The organism is Yokenella regensburgei (genome assembly GCF_051486985.1).
Classification (GTDB): Bacteria; Pseudomonadota; Gammaproteobacteria; order Enterobacterales; family Enterobacteriaceae; genus CBFFRJ01.
Genome location: NZ_JAHVDV010000002.1, coordinates 20,571 through 37,189 on the forward strand (window position 1 = coordinate 20,571; position 16,619 = coordinate 37,189).

At 54.5% G+C, this 16,619-nt stretch carries 15 protein-coding genes; 10 read left to right on the forward strand and 5 right to left on the reverse strand.

Translation table 11 applies throughout. The features are described 5' to 3' along the window. Positions 1 to 67 precede the first annotated feature (67 nt). Positions 68 to 2,062, reverse strand: coding sequence for a transketolase (gene tkt / locus KXR87_RS01865; protein WP_437430579.1), 1,995 nt, complete (start codon positions 2,060 to 2,062; stop codon positions 68 to 70). 20 nt (positions 2,063 to 2,082) lie between these two features. Next, positions 2,083 to 3,033 carry a transaldolase gene (tal, locus tag KXR87_RS01870; protein ID WP_437430580.1) on the reverse strand — a complete coding sequence of 317 codons (951 nt, stop codon included), beginning with the start codon at positions 3,031 to 3,033 and terminating at the stop codon, positions 2,083 to 2,085. Positions 3,034 to 3,310: 277 nt separating this feature from the next. Between tal and maeB the strand changes: the two genes are divergently transcribed. Further along, the gene (maeB, locus tag KXR87_RS01875; RefSeq protein WP_437430581.1) at positions 3,311 to 5,590 is read left to right on the forward strand and encodes an NADP-dependent oxaloacetate-decarboxylating malate dehydrogenase; all 2,280 of its coding nucleotides are present in this window, start codon (positions 3,311 to 3,313) and stop codon (positions 5,588 to 5,590) included. 58 nt (positions 5,591 to 5,648) lie between these two features. On the opposite strand, the gene KXR87_RS01880 is transcribed toward maeB, so the two are convergent. The 3 genes from KXR87_RS01880 to amiA form a co-directional block, all read right to left on the reverse strand. Then, entirely contained in the window at positions 5,649 to 6,920 is a 1,272-nt protein-coding gene (locus KXR87_RS01880; protein WP_437430582.1) for a DUF1963 domain-containing protein, read from the reverse strand. Positions 6,921 to 7,032: 112 nt separating this feature from the next. Then, a complete protein-coding gene (gene hemF, locus KXR87_RS01885) occupies positions 7,033 to 7,935 on the reverse strand; it encodes an oxygen-dependent coproporphyrinogen oxidase (RefSeq protein WP_437430583.1) in 903 nt (300 codons plus the stop codon). Then, positions 7,935 to 8,807 (reverse strand): N-acetylmuramoyl-L-alanine amidase AmiA, encoded by an 873-nt coding sequence (amiA, locus tag KXR87_RS01890; RefSeq protein WP_437430584.1) that lies wholly within the window; start codon positions 8,805 to 8,807, stop codon positions 7,935 to 7,937. The genes hemF and amiA overlap by 1 nt, the downstream gene beginning before the upstream one ends. A 212-nt stretch (positions 8,808 to 9,019) precedes the next feature. Here amiA and KXR87_RS01895 point away from each other — a divergent pair, with 212 nt between their 5' ends. The 9 genes from KXR87_RS01895 to cysM all read left to right on the forward strand — a co-directional run bounded on the left by KXR87_RS01895 (position 9,020) and on the right by cysM (position 16,617). Beyond that, positions 9,020 to 9,445, forward strand: a complete 426-nt coding sequence (locus KXR87_RS01895) for a GNAT family acetyltransferase (RefSeq protein WP_437430585.1) — start codon at positions 9,020 to 9,022, stop codon at positions 9,443 to 9,445. Further along, the gene (locus KXR87_RS01900) at positions 9,432 to 9,878 is read left to right on the forward strand and encodes a DUF2919 domain-containing protein (protein WP_437430586.1); all 447 of its coding nucleotides are present in this window, start codon (positions 9,432 to 9,434) and stop codon (positions 9,876 to 9,878) included. Before KXR87_RS01895 ends, KXR87_RS01900 begins: the two co-directional genes overlap by 14 nt. 65 nt (positions 9,879 to 9,943) lie before the next feature. After that, positions 9,944 to 10,519, forward strand: coding sequence for an RpoE-regulated lipoprotein (locus KXR87_RS01905; RefSeq protein WP_437430587.1), 576 nt, complete (start codon positions 9,944 to 9,946; stop codon positions 10,517 to 10,519). A gap of 91 nt (positions 10,520 to 10,610) precedes the next feature. Next, entirely contained in the window at positions 10,611 to 11,510 is a 900-nt protein-coding gene (locus KXR87_RS01910) for a Dyp-type peroxidase (RefSeq protein ID WP_437430588.1), read from the forward strand. Positions 11,511 to 11,693: 183 nt separating this feature from the next. After that, complete coding sequence (locus KXR87_RS01915; protein ID WP_437430589.1) at positions 11,694 to 12,710, forward strand: sulfate ABC transporter substrate-binding protein; 1,017 nt, start codon at positions 11,694 to 11,696, stop codon at positions 12,708 to 12,710. Continuing rightward, positions 12,710 to 13,543, forward strand: a complete 834-nt coding sequence (gene cysT / locus KXR87_RS01920; protein ID WP_437430590.1) for a sulfate/thiosulfate ABC transporter permease CysT — start codon at positions 12,710 to 12,712, stop codon at positions 13,541 to 13,543. Before KXR87_RS01915 ends, cysT begins: the two co-directional genes overlap by 1 nt. Continuing rightward, a complete protein-coding gene (gene cysW / locus KXR87_RS01925; protein WP_437430591.1) occupies positions 13,543 to 14,418 on the forward strand; it encodes a sulfate/thiosulfate ABC transporter permease CysW in 876 nt (291 codons plus the stop codon). Before cysT ends, cysW begins: the two co-directional genes overlap by 1 nt. Then, positions 14,408 to 15,502 (forward strand): sulfate/thiosulfate ABC transporter ATP-binding protein CysA, encoded by a 1,095-nt coding sequence (gene cysA / locus KXR87_RS01930; RefSeq protein WP_437430592.1) that lies wholly within the window; start codon positions 14,408 to 14,410, stop codon positions 15,500 to 15,502. The genes cysW and cysA overlap by 11 nt, the downstream gene beginning before the upstream one ends. A gap of 200 nt (positions 15,503 to 15,702) precedes the next feature. Continuing rightward, positions 15,703 to 16,617, forward strand: coding sequence for a cysteine synthase CysM (gene cysM / locus KXR87_RS01935; protein WP_437430593.1), 915 nt, complete (start codon positions 15,703 to 15,705; stop codon positions 16,615 to 16,617). Positions 16,618 to 16,619 lie beyond the last annotated feature (2 nt).

Sequence of the window (16,619 nt, forward strand, 5' to 3'; positions counted from 1 at the left end):
GCGGTGACTGTGCTGCGGATTGCGGGACAAAGGGCCCGGCCTCTATTCGCCGCCGGGCCCTGTGTGATTACACCTTAAGTACGCGTTTCGCTTTCTCAACGATGTTCTCGACGGTAAAACCAAACAAGGGGAAGAGTTTCTCGGCAGGGGCCGACTCACCGTAGCCCGTCATACCGACAATTGCCCCTTTCAGCCCGACATATTTGTACCAGTAATCGGCAATGCCAGCTTCAACGGCTACGCGGGCGCTCACCTCTGAAGGCAGCACCGACTCCCGGTATGCGTCGTCCTGGGCATCGAAGATATCCGTTGATGGCAGTGAAACCACCCGCACCTTATGACCATCCTGAGTGAGTTTTTCGGCCGCTTTTACCGTTATTTCGATCTCTGAACCGGTCGCAATCAGTATCAGATCCGGCTGACCCTCGGCGTCTTTCAGAATATAACCCCCTCTGGCGATCGCCTTCACCTGCTCCGGCGTTCTGTCCATCTGCGTCAGGTTCTGACGGGAGAGGATTAACGCGGTTGGGCCGGTATGGCGTTCAATCGCCAGCTTCCAGCCCACCGCCGCTTCAACCTGATCGCAGGGGCGCCAGGTGCTGAAATTTGGCGTCAGACGCAGGCTGGCAAGCTGTTCCACCGCCTGGTGAGTGGGACCATCCTCGCCAAGTCCTATGGAGTCATGGGTGTAGACCATAATCTGCCGCGCTTTCATCAATGCAGCCATACGCGCCGCGTTACGTGCATATTCGACGAACATCAGGAAGGTCGCGGTATAGGGAACAAAGCCGCCGTGGTGAGCAATACCGTTAGCGATGGCCGTCATGCCAAACTCACGCACGCCGTAGTGGATGTAATTACCCGCAGCGTCCTCTTTCAGGGAGCGCGACCCCGACCAGATGGTAAGGTTACTGGGGGCAAGATCCGCCGACCCGCCGAGAAGTTCCGGCAGCGCGGGGCCATAGGTATTCAGCGCATTCTGTGAGGCTTTACGGGTGGCAATTTTAGCCGGCTCTGCCTGCAATTTTTCAATGTAGGCCTGGGTCAGCTTGTCCCACTCTTCAGGCAGGCCACCGCTCATGCGGCGGGTGAATTCAGCGGCCAGTTCGGGATGCGCTTTTTGATAGGCAGCGAATTTATCGTTCCAGGCGTGCTGCGCTTTCTCACCACGTTCACGGGCATCCCAGGCTTTGTAGATCTCTTTTGGGATCTCAAATGCCGGGTGTTTCCAGCCCAGTTTCTGGCGGGTCAACGCGACCTCTTCTTCGCCCAGCGCGGCGCCGTGTGACTCTTCTTTACCGGCTTTATTTGGTGAGCCGAACCCGATAACCGTGCGGCAGATGATAAGGGAAGGTTTGTCCTTCACGCTTTGTGCTTCAAGAACGGCTTTTTTGATGGCGTCAGGATCGTGTCCATCCACCTCATTGACCACATGCCAGTGGTAGGCTTCGAAACGTTTAGCGGTATCGTCGGTAAACCATCCCTCGGTTTCACCATCAATGGAGATGCCATTGTGGTCATAAAAACCGATGAGTTTACCGAGGCCCAGGGTGCCAGCCAGGGAGCTCACTTCGTGAGAAATCCCCTCCATCAGACAGCCGTCGCCCATAAATACGTAAGTGTAGTGATCGACAATATCGTGGCCGGGCTGATTAAACTGCGCGGCAAGGGTGCGCTCCGCAATAGCCAGACCCACCGCATTCGCCAGCCCCTGACCGAGCGGGCCGGTGGTGGTTTCGACGCCTGGCGTATAGCCAATTTCCGGGTGCCCTGGCGTTTTTGAATGAAGCTGACGGAAGTTTTTCAGCTCTTCAATGGGCAAATCGTACCCGCTCAGGTGCAGCAGACTGTAGAGCAACATTGAGGCATGACCGTTTGAGAGAATAAAGCGGTCCCGGTCATACCAGGTCGGATCGGTAGGGTTATGCTTGAGAAAATCATTCCACAGTAATTCGGCAATATCCGCCATGCCCATTGGTGCACCGGGATGACCAGAATTGGCTTTTTGTACCGCGTCCATACTGAGGGCACGAATCGCATTAGCGAGCTCTTTACGGGACATCACTCTCTCCTTGGTCAGGGTTAAAATTTTGCGGCAATAAGATCTTCAAGTTTGCGCTGATCGACGGCGAACTGACGGATCCCGTCAGACAGTTTTTCTACTGCCATAGGATCCTGATTGTGCTCCCAGCGGAATTGCGCTTCGGTAAGCGGCTCAGGACGGGGGAAACTTTGTGTGGGGGGAATAAGCTTGCGTTCAACGGTGCCTTCCTGCTCATGCAAGGCTTTAAGGAGATCCGGTGAGATGGTCAGCCTGTCGCAGCCTGCCAGAGCCAGTACCTGCTCCGTGCGTCGGAAGCTCGCCCCCATGACGATAGTCTGGTAGCGGTGCTGCTTGAAGTAGTCGTAAATATTACGCACCGATTTAACGCCTGGGTCTTCATCCACCACGTAGGGGTCCATAGGCTTGCGCTGCTGATACCAGTCGTAGATACGGCCCACGAAGGGGGAGATTAAATAGACGTCGGCTTCAGCACAGGCACGCGCCTGCGCAAAGGAAAACAGCAGCGTCAGGTTACACTTGATCCCCTCTTTTTCCAGCTCTTCTGCGGCGCGTATGCCTTCCCAGGTGGAGGCTAATTTGATTAGGATGCGCGATTTATCAATGCCAAGCTCCTGATAAAGCCCTACCAGCTTGCGCGCTTTGGCGATGCTTTTTTCTTTGTCATAGGAGAGTCGCGCATCCACCTCAGTTGATACCCGCCCTGGAATGCTTTTCAGAATTTCCTGCCCAAAGTTGACCGCCAGTTTGTCGCAGGCTTCCGCTACCTGCTGCTCCTGGGTTTTACCGTGGCGCTTACCATACTCAATGGCGTCGTCAATCAGGTGTTTAAAGTGGTCAAGCGCGGCTGCTTTCAGTAACAGCGAGGGGTTAGTGGTGGCATCTTCCGGCTGATAATGGCGAATCGATTCAATATCGCCACTGTCCGCTACTACGGTGGTAAATTGTTTTATGCCGTCTAAGTGATTCATAGTTATTCTCCTTTAACATCAGGGTGTTATATGAATGTCTTGCAGGGTCAGGCATTCAAAAATGTGAAGTGCATAACCAAAAAGCATAGCAGACCGGAGCCGTTCTGCTTTCACCTGGTTGTAACAAGCCTGTTATGAATTGATAGCAATTTTTGTTATGGCGTCCTCAGACTTTGGTGGTGTTCAAAGTTTGCGAAGGAGGTGGAGGGCATACTGGTTAGTGCATCTGGACAGTTATCACGCTTCATATTTGAACGATACGTGAAAGGAACAGCAAATGGACGACCAGTTAAAACAAAGTGCCCTCGACTTCCACGAGTTCCCCCGTCCGGGGAAAATTCAGGTTTCACCCACGAAACCGCTCGCCACCCAGCGTGACCTCGCGCTGGCCTATTCCCCCGGTGTCGCCGCGCCCTGCCTGGAAATAGCCAAAGATCCGCTGGCAGCCTACAAATACACCGCGCGTGGCAACCTGGTTGCCGTTGTCTCAAACGGGACTGCCGTACTGGGGCTGGGAAATATTGGCGCGCTGGCCGGCAAGCCGGTCATGGAAGGTAAAGGCGTACTGTTTAAGAAATTTGCGGGAATTGATGTCTTCGATATTGAAGTCGATGAACATGACCCGGATAAGCTTATCGACGTGGTGGCGGCGCTGGAGCCGACCTTCGGTGGCATTAACCTTGAAGATATTAAAGCGCCGGAGTGCTTCTACATTGAAGCCAGACTGCGTGAACGTATGAATATCCCCGTGTTCCATGATGATCAGCACGGGACGGCAATTATCAGTACAGCCGCCATTCTGAACGGCCTGCGAGTGGTGGAAAAAAACCTCTCTGACGTGCGCATGGTGGTGTCAGGTGCAGGTGCTGCAGCTATCGCCTGTATGAACCTGCTGGTGGCGCTGGGCATGCAAAAGCACAATATTGTGGTTTGCGACTCCAAAGGGGTGATTTACAAAGACCGTGAACCGAATATGGCGGAAACCAAAGCGGCCTACGCGGTGGTTGATGACGGCAGGCGCACCCTTGATGAGGTGGTGGACGGCGCGGACATTTTTCTCGGTTGTTCCGGTCCAAAAGTGCTGACGCCGGAGATGGTAAAAAAAATGGCGCGTCAACCGCTGATCCTCGCCCTGGCCAACCCGGAGCCGGAAATTCTCCCCCCGCTTGCCAGAGAAGTGCGTCCGGATGCGATTATCTGCACGGGGCGTTCTGACTATCCGAACCAGGTCAATAACGTGCTCTGCTTCCCGTTTATTTTCCGTGGCGCGCTGGATGTTGGCGCAACGGCGATTAACGAAGAGATGAAATTGGCCGCGGTGCATGCCATTGCAGAGCTGGCTCATGCGGAGCAGAGCGAGGTGGTGGCCTCGGCTTATGGCGATCAGGATTTGAGTTTTGGCCCCGACTATCTTATCCCTAAACCCTTTGATCCCCGCCTGATTGTGAAGATAGCGCCAGCGGTCGCCAGAGCCGCGATGGATTCTGGCGTGGCGACACGCCCCATAGCGGATATGGACGCCTATATCGATAAGCTCACGGAGTTTGTCTACAAAACCAATTTATTTATGAAGCCCATCTTCTCGCAGGCCCGCAAAGATCCCAAACGTGTAGTGCTGACGGAAGGGGAGGAGCCGCGCGTGCTGCATGCCACTCAGGAACTGGTTTCCTTAGGCCTGGCAAAACCAATTCTGATTGGCCGTCCCGGCGTTATTGAGATGCGCATTCAGAAACTGGGGCTGCAGATTCGCCCTGACGTGGATTTTGAAATAGTTAACAATGAATCGGACCCACGCTTTAAAGAGTACTGGACCGAATACTTCAACATTATGAAGCGCCGTGGGGTGACGCAGGAGCAGGCGCAGCGGGCCGTTATCAGCGACACCACGGTGATTGGTGCAATCATGGTGCACCGTGGCGAAGCGGATGCCATGATCTGCGGCACTATTGGTGATTATCACGAGCATTACAGCGTGGTGCAGGAGATCTTCGGTCACCGGGAAGGGGTGCATGCGGCGGGGGCGATGAACGCGCTGCTGTTGCCAAGCGGTAACACCTTTATTGCTGATACCTATGTTAACGAAGATCCGAGCGCGGAGCAGTTGGCAGAAATTACGCTTCTGGCAGCGGAAACGGTACGCCGATTTGGTATTGAGCCCAGGGTCGCGCTGCTCTCACACTCGCAATTTGGATCGTCAAAATCGTTAGCGGCAGTCAAAATGCGGGAAACCCTGGCCCGGGTACGCGAGCGGGCGCCGGAACTGATGATTGATGGTGAAATGCACGGCGATGCGGCGCTGGAAGAGAGTATTCGTCAGGAGAGGATGCCTGACAGCCCGCTTAAGGGCTCTGCCAATATCCTCATCATGCCGAACGTAGAAGCCGCGCGTATTAGTTACAACTTACTACGCGTCTCCAGCTCGGAAGGGGTGACCGTCGGGCCGGTACTGATGGGCGTTGCGAAGCCCGTTCACGTGCTGACACCCATTGCGTCGGTGAGACGTATCGTGAATATGGTGGCGCTGGCCGTGGTCGAAGCGCAGACGCAGCCGCTGTAAAAGGCTGTCCCTTAAAGAAGCCTCAGAGCCTGAAGGAGCAGGCTCTGAGCATCAGGTTTTATGTTTGCTGATACGAGGTTGCCGTTGTGCGGCACTCCGGACAGATAAACCCGTAAAGCATCCCTTCCGCGCAATCATCAAGATCCTCATAACTTATCTGAGCAAGAAACATCATTGTCTGCGCGCATTCAGGGCATGGAGGATATTCCGCATCCTGTATCCAGGTAGGATGCCCGCCGAGTTGCGAGAACGTTGTCGGTAAAAATTGATCCGCGGCGAACAGAGGCAAACGGGCTTCACCGAGGTGCAACCCTTCCGATGGCAGTTTTACCCAGTCGGTGGCGTGCTCAACCGCAAGCGTAGAGCATCTGTTTTGCGTAAGCCATTGCGGAGCTTCGCCAGCATCAGCCCTGGCAAAGACGGTTTCATATGCCGTACAGCACTCGCAGGTCAGAATGCGAATATGACCAGACCAGCACCCGGCGCTGATACCAATAAGCTCAGGGGTAACGTCAAAAAGGGTAGTCAGCGGCGTAGCACAATGTGGGCAGTCCACGCCGGAACCCGTGACGGCCCGGAACACCGCGGGTTGAGCAGGCGCGTGTTTGACCAGATGGAAACAGTGCTGAAAATAAAGGTCCCGTCGACGGCCTTCCACGGTCAGCTCCCAGCCCGCCTGATGCGCATAGTGATGAGGGGGGACATGAAGTGAACGGCACCATGCCGGTGGCGTCTGACGCCAGCGTGTAAACTGTTCGACGACAACATCGTCACCAATCCAGGCCAGGATGATAAGCAACCCGTTACGGTTTTTCTCATCATGTTCCACCCGCTGTAAAAGGGTATCACGCACATCTGGCGGCGCGCGGTGAAAAGGCAGGGCCGAATAAAAATCAGGCTCGCCCTGATGCAGCCATGCGCGTAAGCAGACATCCAGCCTGACGTCAGTGAATGCGGCCAGACAAGTACAAATCTCTTGCGCGATCTCATGCGATCCGGCGGCAAACAATGTCTCAGCATATTCCGCCATACGGCGACGCTCGCTGGCACTAAGACGCCTGTAAAGCACATCGGTAGGAACCGGGCAGGGGGTCCAGAGTATCAATGGATCGGGTTCTCTGGGCGTATGAACCCGTTTTAACCATTCAACCGGATCCTCTGTCCCGGCGAAGACGTCTACGGTTTTTCTGTTTTTCCTGATAAAGTCGTCATGCTCCTGTCGCTTGCGCGCATTGACGCAGGGCATGCAAAACCCCTCCGTTCGGTCTGCCGTTGCGGGCAGGATGCGGTTTGCGCACTGTGGATTCTTACAGGGAATACGGTCATCCATATTGTTATGTCCCGTTTCAGAAGGGGGAGTGATTGCCCGAAAGCATCAGGAGACACCGATCAGGCAAGCGGTGGAGAAGATGACAGGCAGCATGCGTTGCCGATTTATCAGCTTAAATCCACTCTCTCACCTGAATAAACTCGCGTAATGCCGCCTCCGCGCTGCCTTCTTCAGGCTGGTAGTTATATTCCCAGCGAACCAGCGGGGGCATCGACATTAAAATTGATTCCGTGCGTCCACCGGTTTGCAGGCCAAAGAGCGTGCCGCGATCCCACACCAGATTGAACTCCACATAACGACCACGGCGATAGAGCTGGAAGGCCCGCTCACGCTCACCGTAAGCGAGGGCGCTGCGCCGTTCAACGATCGGCAGATACGCCTCGGTATAACCTCTGCCTACCGCTTGCATAAAGGCAAAGCAGGTGTCGAAATCCGGCGTATTAAGATCGTCAAAAAACAGGCCGCCAATGCCGCGCTGCTCGTTGCGATGTTTGAGATGAAAGTAGTCGTCACACCATTTTTTATAGCGCGGGTAGACATCTTCACCAAATGGCTGACACAGGTCGTGAGCAGTCTGGTGCCAGTGAACGGCATCCTCCTCAAAACCGTAGAAAGGGGTCATATCAAACCCGCCGCCAAACCACCAGACCGGGTCAGCGTCCGGCTTTTCGGCGATGAAAAAACGCACGTTAGCGTGGCTGGTCGGAACGTAAGGATTGCGCGGATGCACTACCAGCGACACCCCCATCGCCTCAAAACTGCGTCCGGCGAGCTCAGGCCGATGCGCAGTCGCGGAGGCAGGCATTGCCGTCCCGGTGACGTGGGAAAAATTGACCCCCGCTTGCTCAAAGATGCCTCCGTCACGCAGCACCCGACTACGTCCGCCGCCGCCAGCGTCACGTTGCCAGTTGTCCTCGCTAAAAGCAGTGCCATCAAGCGCAGAGAGCTGCTGGCAAATCGCATCCTGCAGGTTGAGCAGGAAGGCCTTAACATCACGGGTATCGGGTAGAGTCATCAGCGTTTCGTCGAGTGGGCTTTATGATTATCAAACCAGTTAAAATAACTGATCACACCGGAGGCAATGGCACTGGCAATTTTCTGCCGGAAGGCCGTTGTGCCAAGCAGCTTCTCTTCCTGCGGATTGGTAATAAAGGAGGTCTCTACCAGTACGGAAGGAATTGAAGGAGATTTTAGCACCACAAACGCAGCCTGCTCGGTGTTACGGCTGTGCAGGCGATGGACAGGTTTGATCTGTCGCAGAATATGTGAACCCAGCGTCAGGCTGTTTTTGATGGTATCCGTCTGGACGAGATCAAACAGCACCTGCTGGAGAAGGTGGTCTTTATCCTTGGCTTTTTTACCTGCCACATCGTCGGCGGCGTTTTCACGATCGGAGAGGTATTTCGCCATTGCACTACTGGCCCCACGGTTTGATAACGCAAAGACCGATGCGCCGGCTGCACTGGGGTTGGTAAAACCATCGGCATGTATCGACATAAACAGGTCAGCACCGTGCTGGTGGGCAATTTCCACACGATCATACAGGGGGATAAAGGTATCTCCGCTGCGGGTAAGTCGCGCATCAATCCCATGATTTCTGAGAATGGTTCGAACATTTTTAGCAATGGCGAGCACGACATGTTTCTCTTTCGAACCGTTACCGCCAATGGCACCCGTATCAATACCGCCGTGACCGGGATCGAGCATAACGATGCGTTTTCCGCCCGCCTTTTTCGTCCTCACCGGGGTATGGCCGTTGCTGGTTTTTAACGTGCTTTCTTCTTTTGCGATGGCTCGCGACATGCCTGTCAGCGTCAAAGCGGCAAGACCGGCTTTGAGGATCTGACGGCGCGAGGTGAATATTTTTAACGGTTTTGAAGTGCTCATACGGTCAGTCTTATTATCCATAGTCCCTGGTGTTATATCGTATCGTCCTGGCCGTTACGACATTCCGTCGTGAGAAAAGTTTTACTTTTCATTTCAATGCATGACAGAGTGACAGTATGCCATTTCCCCGTCTCATTTTCGCCGGATATTGGCGGCGGCGTGCGTACGCGCCATAATCATCAGCACTATCGTTTAAAAGGGGCAAGCAAACCATGGAGATACGCGTTTTTCGCCAGCAGGACTTTGAAGAGGTCGTGACCCTGTGGGAGCGCTGCGAACTGCTGCGTCCCTGGAACGATCCGGAAATGGACATCGAACGCAAAATTAACCACGACGTCACGCTTTTTCTGGTCGCTGAGGTGAACGGCGAAGTCGTGGGTACGGTAATGGGCGGCTACGATGGTCATCGCGGCTCGGCCTACTATCTTGGCGTGCATCCAGAATTTCGTGGACGGGGCATTGCCAATGCCCTGTTAAGCCGCCTTGAGAAAAAACTCATTGCCCGAGGTTGCCCGAAAATTAACATCATGGTGCGTGAAGATAATGATGTGGTTCTCGGCATGTATGAACGGCTCGGCTATGAGCATACGGATTCACTGAGTTTAGGTAAGCGCTTGATCGAAGATGAAGAGTATTGAGTTTTCCCCTGCTGACTACGATGCGCACGGTTGTCTGCGACTGCCGTTTTTGTTCTGGTGTGTTTTGCTTCTTCAGGCGAGAACCTGGGTGCTGTTTGTGATGGCGGGTGCCTCTCGTGGGCAGGGGGATGCACTGCTCACGCTGTTTTATCCCGATCACGATGCGTTCTGGTGGGGGTTGCTCCCCGGCGTTCCTGCGGTGCTCACCTTTCTCGTTTGTGGCCGACGGCAGAGTTTTCCTCGTTTCTGGCATGCGTTGCGTCCACTGCTGATCCTCGCACAAGTCGCCTTACTCCTCTGGCAACCTTTATTCTGGCTGCGTGGTGAAGCGCTGAGTGGCGTTGGCCTCGCTCTGGTGGTGGTGGATCTGGTTGCCCTTAGCTGGTTACTCACTAATACCCGTTTTCATGCCTGTTTCCGTAAGGATGAGTAATAACGGGCACTTTTTGCATTTCCGGTACTCCAATTGCCGATGAGAAAACTTGAAAGGAAGTTACGATGAAGTCCCTTCGTTTAAGCGTGTGCGCCCTGGCGCTGGTGGTATCAGGCTGTTCTACCCTCTCTTCTATCAACTGGTCGGCGGCCAATCCGTGGACCTGGTTTGGTTCATCAACCGAAGTGAGTGAGCAGGGAGTCGGCGGCATTACAGCCAGCACCGCGCTTGATGAAAAAGCCATTAACGAGGCTCTCGGTGGTGATTATCACCTGCGAAGCGGTATGAAGAGCGATAAAGGCAATATCATTCGCTATTTCGAGGCGCTTAAAGATGACAATGTTGCGCTGGTCGTCAACGGAGAAAATGGCACGGTAAGCCAGGTAGATGTGCTCGACAGCAGCATTGAAACGGAAAAAGGTGTCAAAATCGGTACACCGTTTAGTGCGCTTTACGATAAGGCCTTTGGCCAGTGTACGGCCGCGACGGGCGATGACGCCAAGGGCGTGGCGTGCAAAGCGCCTGAAAGTCAGCATATTAGCTTTATCTTTACTGGAGAATGGAGCGGTCCGGATGGGCTTATGCCGCCTGACGATGCGCTTAAATCCTGGAAATTGCACAAGATTATCTGGCACCGCTAGTGCAGTCTGCGGTTCCGCTCCTGGAAGAAAAACGGGTACAATAACCCCAACAATGCCACGGTTGCGTGGCATCTTTTTTTCAGGAGGAGCGATGTCTCAGGTTCAAAGCGGCATATTGCCGGAACATTGCCGTGCGGCAATCTGGATTGAAGCCAGTGTCGTGGGCAGCATGGATGCACTGCGTGAAGGCTGTAAAATATTTATTGATAAACTGGCTACCCTTGAAGCTGCTTACCCGGACGCTGCTGCCGGTGCGGTTATTGCGTTTGGCAATACCCTCTGGCGCAAACTGAGTGCAGACGAAGGGGCGGAAGAACTTAAAGATTTCGCCCCACTCGGCAAAGGGCTGGCTCCTGCCACGCAACATGACGTACTTATTCATATTCTCTCCCTACGTCATGACATCAACTTCTCCATCGCGCAGGCAGCCCTGAATGCCTTCGGTGAGGTACTGGAAGTAAAAGAAGAGACCCACGGTTTTCGTTGGGTGGAGGAGAGAGATTTAAGCGGTTTCGTGGACGGCACCGAAAACCCAACAGGTGATGAAAAACGCCGTGATGTTGCCGTCATCAAAGAGGGGGTAGATGCTGGCGGCAGCTATGTGCTGGTGCAGCGTTGGGAGCACAACCTCAAACAGCTTAACCGCATGAGCGTGGGTGACCAGGAGATGATGATGGGTCGCACCAAAATCGCGAATGAAGAGATTGATGGCGATGCCCGTCCGGTTACGTCACACCTGAGCCGTGTTGATCTGAAAGAAGCGGGCAAGGGGCTGAAGATTGTCCGCCAGAGCCTGCCCTATGGCACTGCAAGCGGTGTACATGGTCTCTATTTTTGTGCCTATTGCGCGCGTCTGTATAACATTGAACAGCAGTTGCTGAGCATGTTCGGCGACGCTGATGGTAAGCATGACGCGATGTTGCGCTTTACCAGGCCTGTCACCGGCGGCTACTATTTTGCGCCGTCAGTAGAACGCCTGCTGGCCTTGTAAAGACGTTTCGTTAGGGGGTGCCTGCGTGAAGCGTGGGCAGCCTGGCACCCGCTCATCTACCCCATAATGCTTATTCCCTTTTCAACTTCCAAAGCACCAAACGGTATATAAAACCGTTACTGGTTTCACACTCGATATAAATAAACTGAAGGCCAAATCGTCATCATCGAATAAGGGTGCGCAATGGCCGTTAATGTAGTGAAAAAAGGATACCTGACGCTGGCAGCAATGGCGCTGGTGGTTACACAGGTGCAGGCAACGGAGTTGTTAAACAGTTCTTATGATGTTTCCCGTGAGCTGTTCGCCGCCCTGAATCCACCGTTCGAACAGCAGTGGGCAAAAGATAACAGTGGTGACGCGTTGACGATTAAACAATCCCATGCTGGTTCTTCCAAGCAGGCACTGGCTATTTTGCAAGGTTTGAAAGCTGATGTGGTGACCTACAATCAGGTCACTGACGTCCAGATCCTGCATGACAAAGGCAACCTCATTCCTGCGAACTGGCAGAGCCGCCTGCCCAATAACAGCTCGCCTTTCTACTCCACCATGGGCTTCCTGGTGCGTAAGGGCAACCCAAAAAACATTCATGACTGGAGCGACCTGGTTCGTTCTGATGTGAAACTGATCTTCCCGAACCCGAAAACGTCCGGTAACGCCCGTTATACCTATCTGGCGGCATGGGGCGCGGCTGATAAAGCGGACGGCGGCGATAAAACCAAAACCGAACAGTTCATGACCCAGTTCCTGAAAAACGTGGAGGTTTTTGATACCGGCGGCCGTGGCGCGACCACGACTTTCGCCGAGCGCGGTCTGGGTGATGTGTTGATAAGCTTTGAATCGGAAGTGAACAACATTCGCAAGCAGTATGAAGCGCAGGGCTTCGAAGTGGTCATTCCAAAGACCAACGTTCTGGCAGAATTCCCGGTGGCGTGGGTGGATAAAAACGTCGCGGCGAACGGGACTGAGAAGGCTGCGAAGGCGTACCTGAATTATCTCTATAGCCCGCAGGCGCAAACCATCATTACTGATTATTACTACCGCGTGAACAACCCTGACGTGATGGGCAAACTGAAAGATAAATTCCCACAGACCGAGCTCTTCCGCGTGGAAGACAAGTTCGGCAGCTGGCCTGAAGTAATGAAAACGCACTTCAATAGCGGTGGTGAGTTAGACAAACTGCTGGCGGCGGGGCGTAAGTAATGTTTGCGATTTCTTCCAGACGTGTGCTGCCAGGCTTCACCCTGAGTCTGGGAACCAGCCTGTTGTTCGTCTGCCTGATTTTGCTGTTACCACTGAGCGCGCTGGTAATGCAGCTCTCTGAGATGAGCTGGGCACAGTACTGGGAGGTCATCACCAATCCTCAGGTGGTCGCGGCCTATAAAGTCACGCTACTCTCGGCTTTTGTCGCCTCCCTGTTCAATGGCGTGTTCGGCCTGCTGATGGCGTGGATTTTGACCCGTTACCGCTTCCCTGGCCGAACCCTGCTGGATGCGTTGATGGATCTGCCCTTTGCCCTGCCTACGGCAGTCGCGGGCCTGACGCTGGCGTCATTGTTCTCGGTAAATGGCTTCTATGGTCAGTGGCTGGCGATGCTCGATATTAAAGTCACCTATACCTGGCTTGGTATTGCCGTGGCGATGGCATTCACCAGCATTCCGTTTGTGGTGCGTACCGTGCAGCCCGTCCTGGAGGAGCTTGGTCCGGAGTACGAAGAGGCGGCTGAGACACTGGGTGCCACGCGCTGGCAGAGCTTTCGTAAAGTAGTATTACCTGAACTTTCGCCTGCCCTGCTGGCGGGAGTGGCGCTCTCCTTTACCCGTAGTCTGGGGGAGTTCGGGGCGGTGATTTTTATTGCCGGCAATATTGCCTGGAAAACAGAAGTGACCTCGCTGATGATTTTTGTACGCCTGCAGGAGTTTGATTACCCGGCGGCGAGCGCCATCGCCTCGGTGATCCTCGCGGCATCGCTGCTGCTGCTGTTCTCCATCAATACGCTCCAGAGTCGTTTTGGTCGACGTGTGGTAGGTCACTAATGGCGGATGTAACTGAATTGAAACGCTATGATGCGCCCCGTATTAACTGGGGGAAATGGTTTCTGATTGGCACCGGGATTGCGGTCTCCGCGTTTATTCTGGTGGTGCCAATGATCTATATCTTTGTGCAGGCGTTTAGTAAGGGACTGGCCCCGGTGTTAGAAAACCTGACCGATCCTGACATGCTGCACGCTATCTGGCTCACGGTGCTGATAGCGCTGATTTCGGTGCCGGTTAACCTGGTGTTTGGCACCTTACTGGCCTGGCTGGTGACGCGTTTTGATTTTCCGGGCCGTCAGCTACTGCTCACGTTGCTCGACATTCCCTTTGCCGTCTCGCCGGTCGTGGCCGGGCTGGTATACCTGCTGTTTTACGGTTCTAATGGCCCGCTGGGCCCCTGGCTTGATGCGCACAATCTTCAGATTATGTTCGCCTGGCCGGGCATGGTACTGGTGACCATTTTTGTCACCTGCCCGTTTGTGGTTCGTGAACTGGTGCCGGTCATGCTGAGCCAGGGAAGTCAGGAAGATGAAGCTGCGGTCCTGTTAGGCGCGTCCGGCTGGCAGATGTTTAAACGCGTGACGCTACCCAATATCCGTTGGGCGCTGCTCTACGGCGTGGTACTCACCAATGCGCGTGCTATCGGTGAGTTCGGCGCGGTATCGGTCGTTTCGGGCTCTATCCGTGGCGAAACACTCTCTTTACCATTACAGATTGAACTGCTGGAGCAGGATTACAATACGGTCGGCTCCTTTACGGCGGCGGCCCTGCTGACATTAATGGCTATTCTGACGTTGTTTTTAAAAAGTGCAGTGCAGTGGCGTTTAGAGAATCAGGAAAAACGCGCGCGGCAGGAGGAAAATCATGAGCATTGAGATTGCCAATATTAAGAAGTCGTTTGGTCGCACCCAGGTGCTGAATGATATCTCGCTGGATATTCCTACCGGGCAAATGGTCGCGCTGCTGGGACCGTCCGGGTCAGGGAAAACGACGCTGCTGCGCATTATTGCGGGCCTTGAGCATCAGACCAGCGGGCGTATTCGCTTTCACGGTACCGATGTGAGCCGTATTCATGCCCGTGAACGCAAAGTGGGTTTTGTGTTCCAGCATTACGCGCTGTTCCGCCACATGACCGTGTTCGACAATATCGCTTTCGGCTTAACCGTATTGCCTAAACGCGAGCGTCCGAACGCCGCCGCGATCAAAGCGAAAGTGACGAAGCTGCTGGAAATGGTTCAACTGGCCCACCTTGCCGATCGTTTCCCCGCTCAGCTCTCCGGAGGGCAGAAGCAGCGTGTGGCGCTGGCCCGTGCGCTGGCGGTCGAGCCGCAGATCCTGCTGCTTGATGAACCCTTCGGCGCCCTGGATGCGCAGGTGCGTAAAGAGCTTCGTCGCTGGCTGCGACAGCTGCATGAGGAATTAAAGTTTACCAGCGTGTTCGTCACCCACGATCAGGAAGAGGCGATGGAAGTTGCCGACAGGGTGGTGGTCATGAGCCAGGGCAATATTGAGCAGGCCGATGCGCCAAATCAGGTTTGGCGCGAGCCTGCTACCCGTTTTGTACTGGAATTTATGGGTGAAGTTAACCGGCTCAAAGGCACCATCAGCGGCGGACAATTCCACGTGGGCGCGCACCGCTGGCCGCTGGGATATACCCCGGACCATCAGGGAGAAGTCGACCTGTTTTTACGCCCGTGGGAAGTGGATATCAGTCGCCGTACCAGCCTCGATTCACCGCTGCCTGTGCAGGTGCTGGAAGCGACGCCTAAAGGTCATTACACCCAGCTGGTGGTACAACCCCTGGGCTGGCACGACGAGCCGTTAAGCGTGGTACTCACGGGGGATGATGCACCAGAGCGTGGCGATCGTCTTTTTGTGGGGTTGCAGAATGCCCGTTTGTACCACGGTAATACGCGTATAGAAGAGAGCGTGGAACTTGCTCTCGCACAATCTGCCTGATAGGTTATTGCCATCAGAAATGGTTGCCGGGTGGCGCTGCGCTTACCCGGCCTACGCGGTAAATGCAAAACAGCCCTGGCTGTGTTTAGTGTTTGCGCCTTCTCCCGGTGGGAGAGGGAAGGGGTGAGGGCATCAGAATGCACTTATCCGTAGGCCCGGTAAGCGAATACGCGACCGGGCTTTTTTATTGGACAGGGTCAGTGAATAACACATTAGAACAGACCATCGGTAATACGCCGCTGGTGAAATTACAGCGCCTGACGCCGGATAACGGCAGCGAAATCTGGGTCAAACTGGAAGGCAATAATCCGGCGGGTTCAGTAAAAGACAGAGCGGCGTTATCGATGATTGTCGAGGCGGAAAAGCGCGGGGAAATAAAACCCGGCGATGTGCTCATCGAAGCGACCAGTGGTAACACTGGTATTGCGCTGGCGATGATTGCGGCGCTGAAAGGCTACCGCATGAAGCTGTTAATGCCCGACAACATGAGCCAGGAGCGCCGCGCGGCTATGCGTGCCTACGGCGCCGAGCTGGTTCTGGTCTCCAGGGAGCAGGGCATGGAAGGGGCGCGTGACCTGGCGCTGGAGATGGCCGGGCGTGGCGAAGGCAAGCTACTGGATCAGTTTAATAATCCTGACAACCCTTACGCCCACTACACCACCACCGGACCTGAGATCTGGCAGCAAACGGCGGGTGGGATATCGCATTTTGTCTCCAGTATGGGCACCACCGGTACCATTACCGGCGTCTCTCGCTTCCTCAGAGAACAAGAAAAAAAGGTCACGATTGTTGGCCTGCAGCCGCAGGAGGGGAGTAGTATTCCAGGCATTCGGCGCTGGCCTGCGGAATATATGCCCGGTATTTTTAATGCGAACCTCGTGGATGAGGTGCTGGATATTCACCAGCATGATGCGGAAAATACCATGCGTGCACTGGCGGTGCGGGAAGGCATTTTCTGCGGCGTCAGTTCCGGCGGGGCGGTGGCAGGTGCGATACAGATAGCCAGGGCAAACCCAGGTGCCTTGGTGGTCGCGATAATTTGCGATCGTGGAGATCGCTACCTCTCCACCGGCGTATTTGGTGAAGAAAGTTACTCTCAGGGAGCGGGAATTTAATT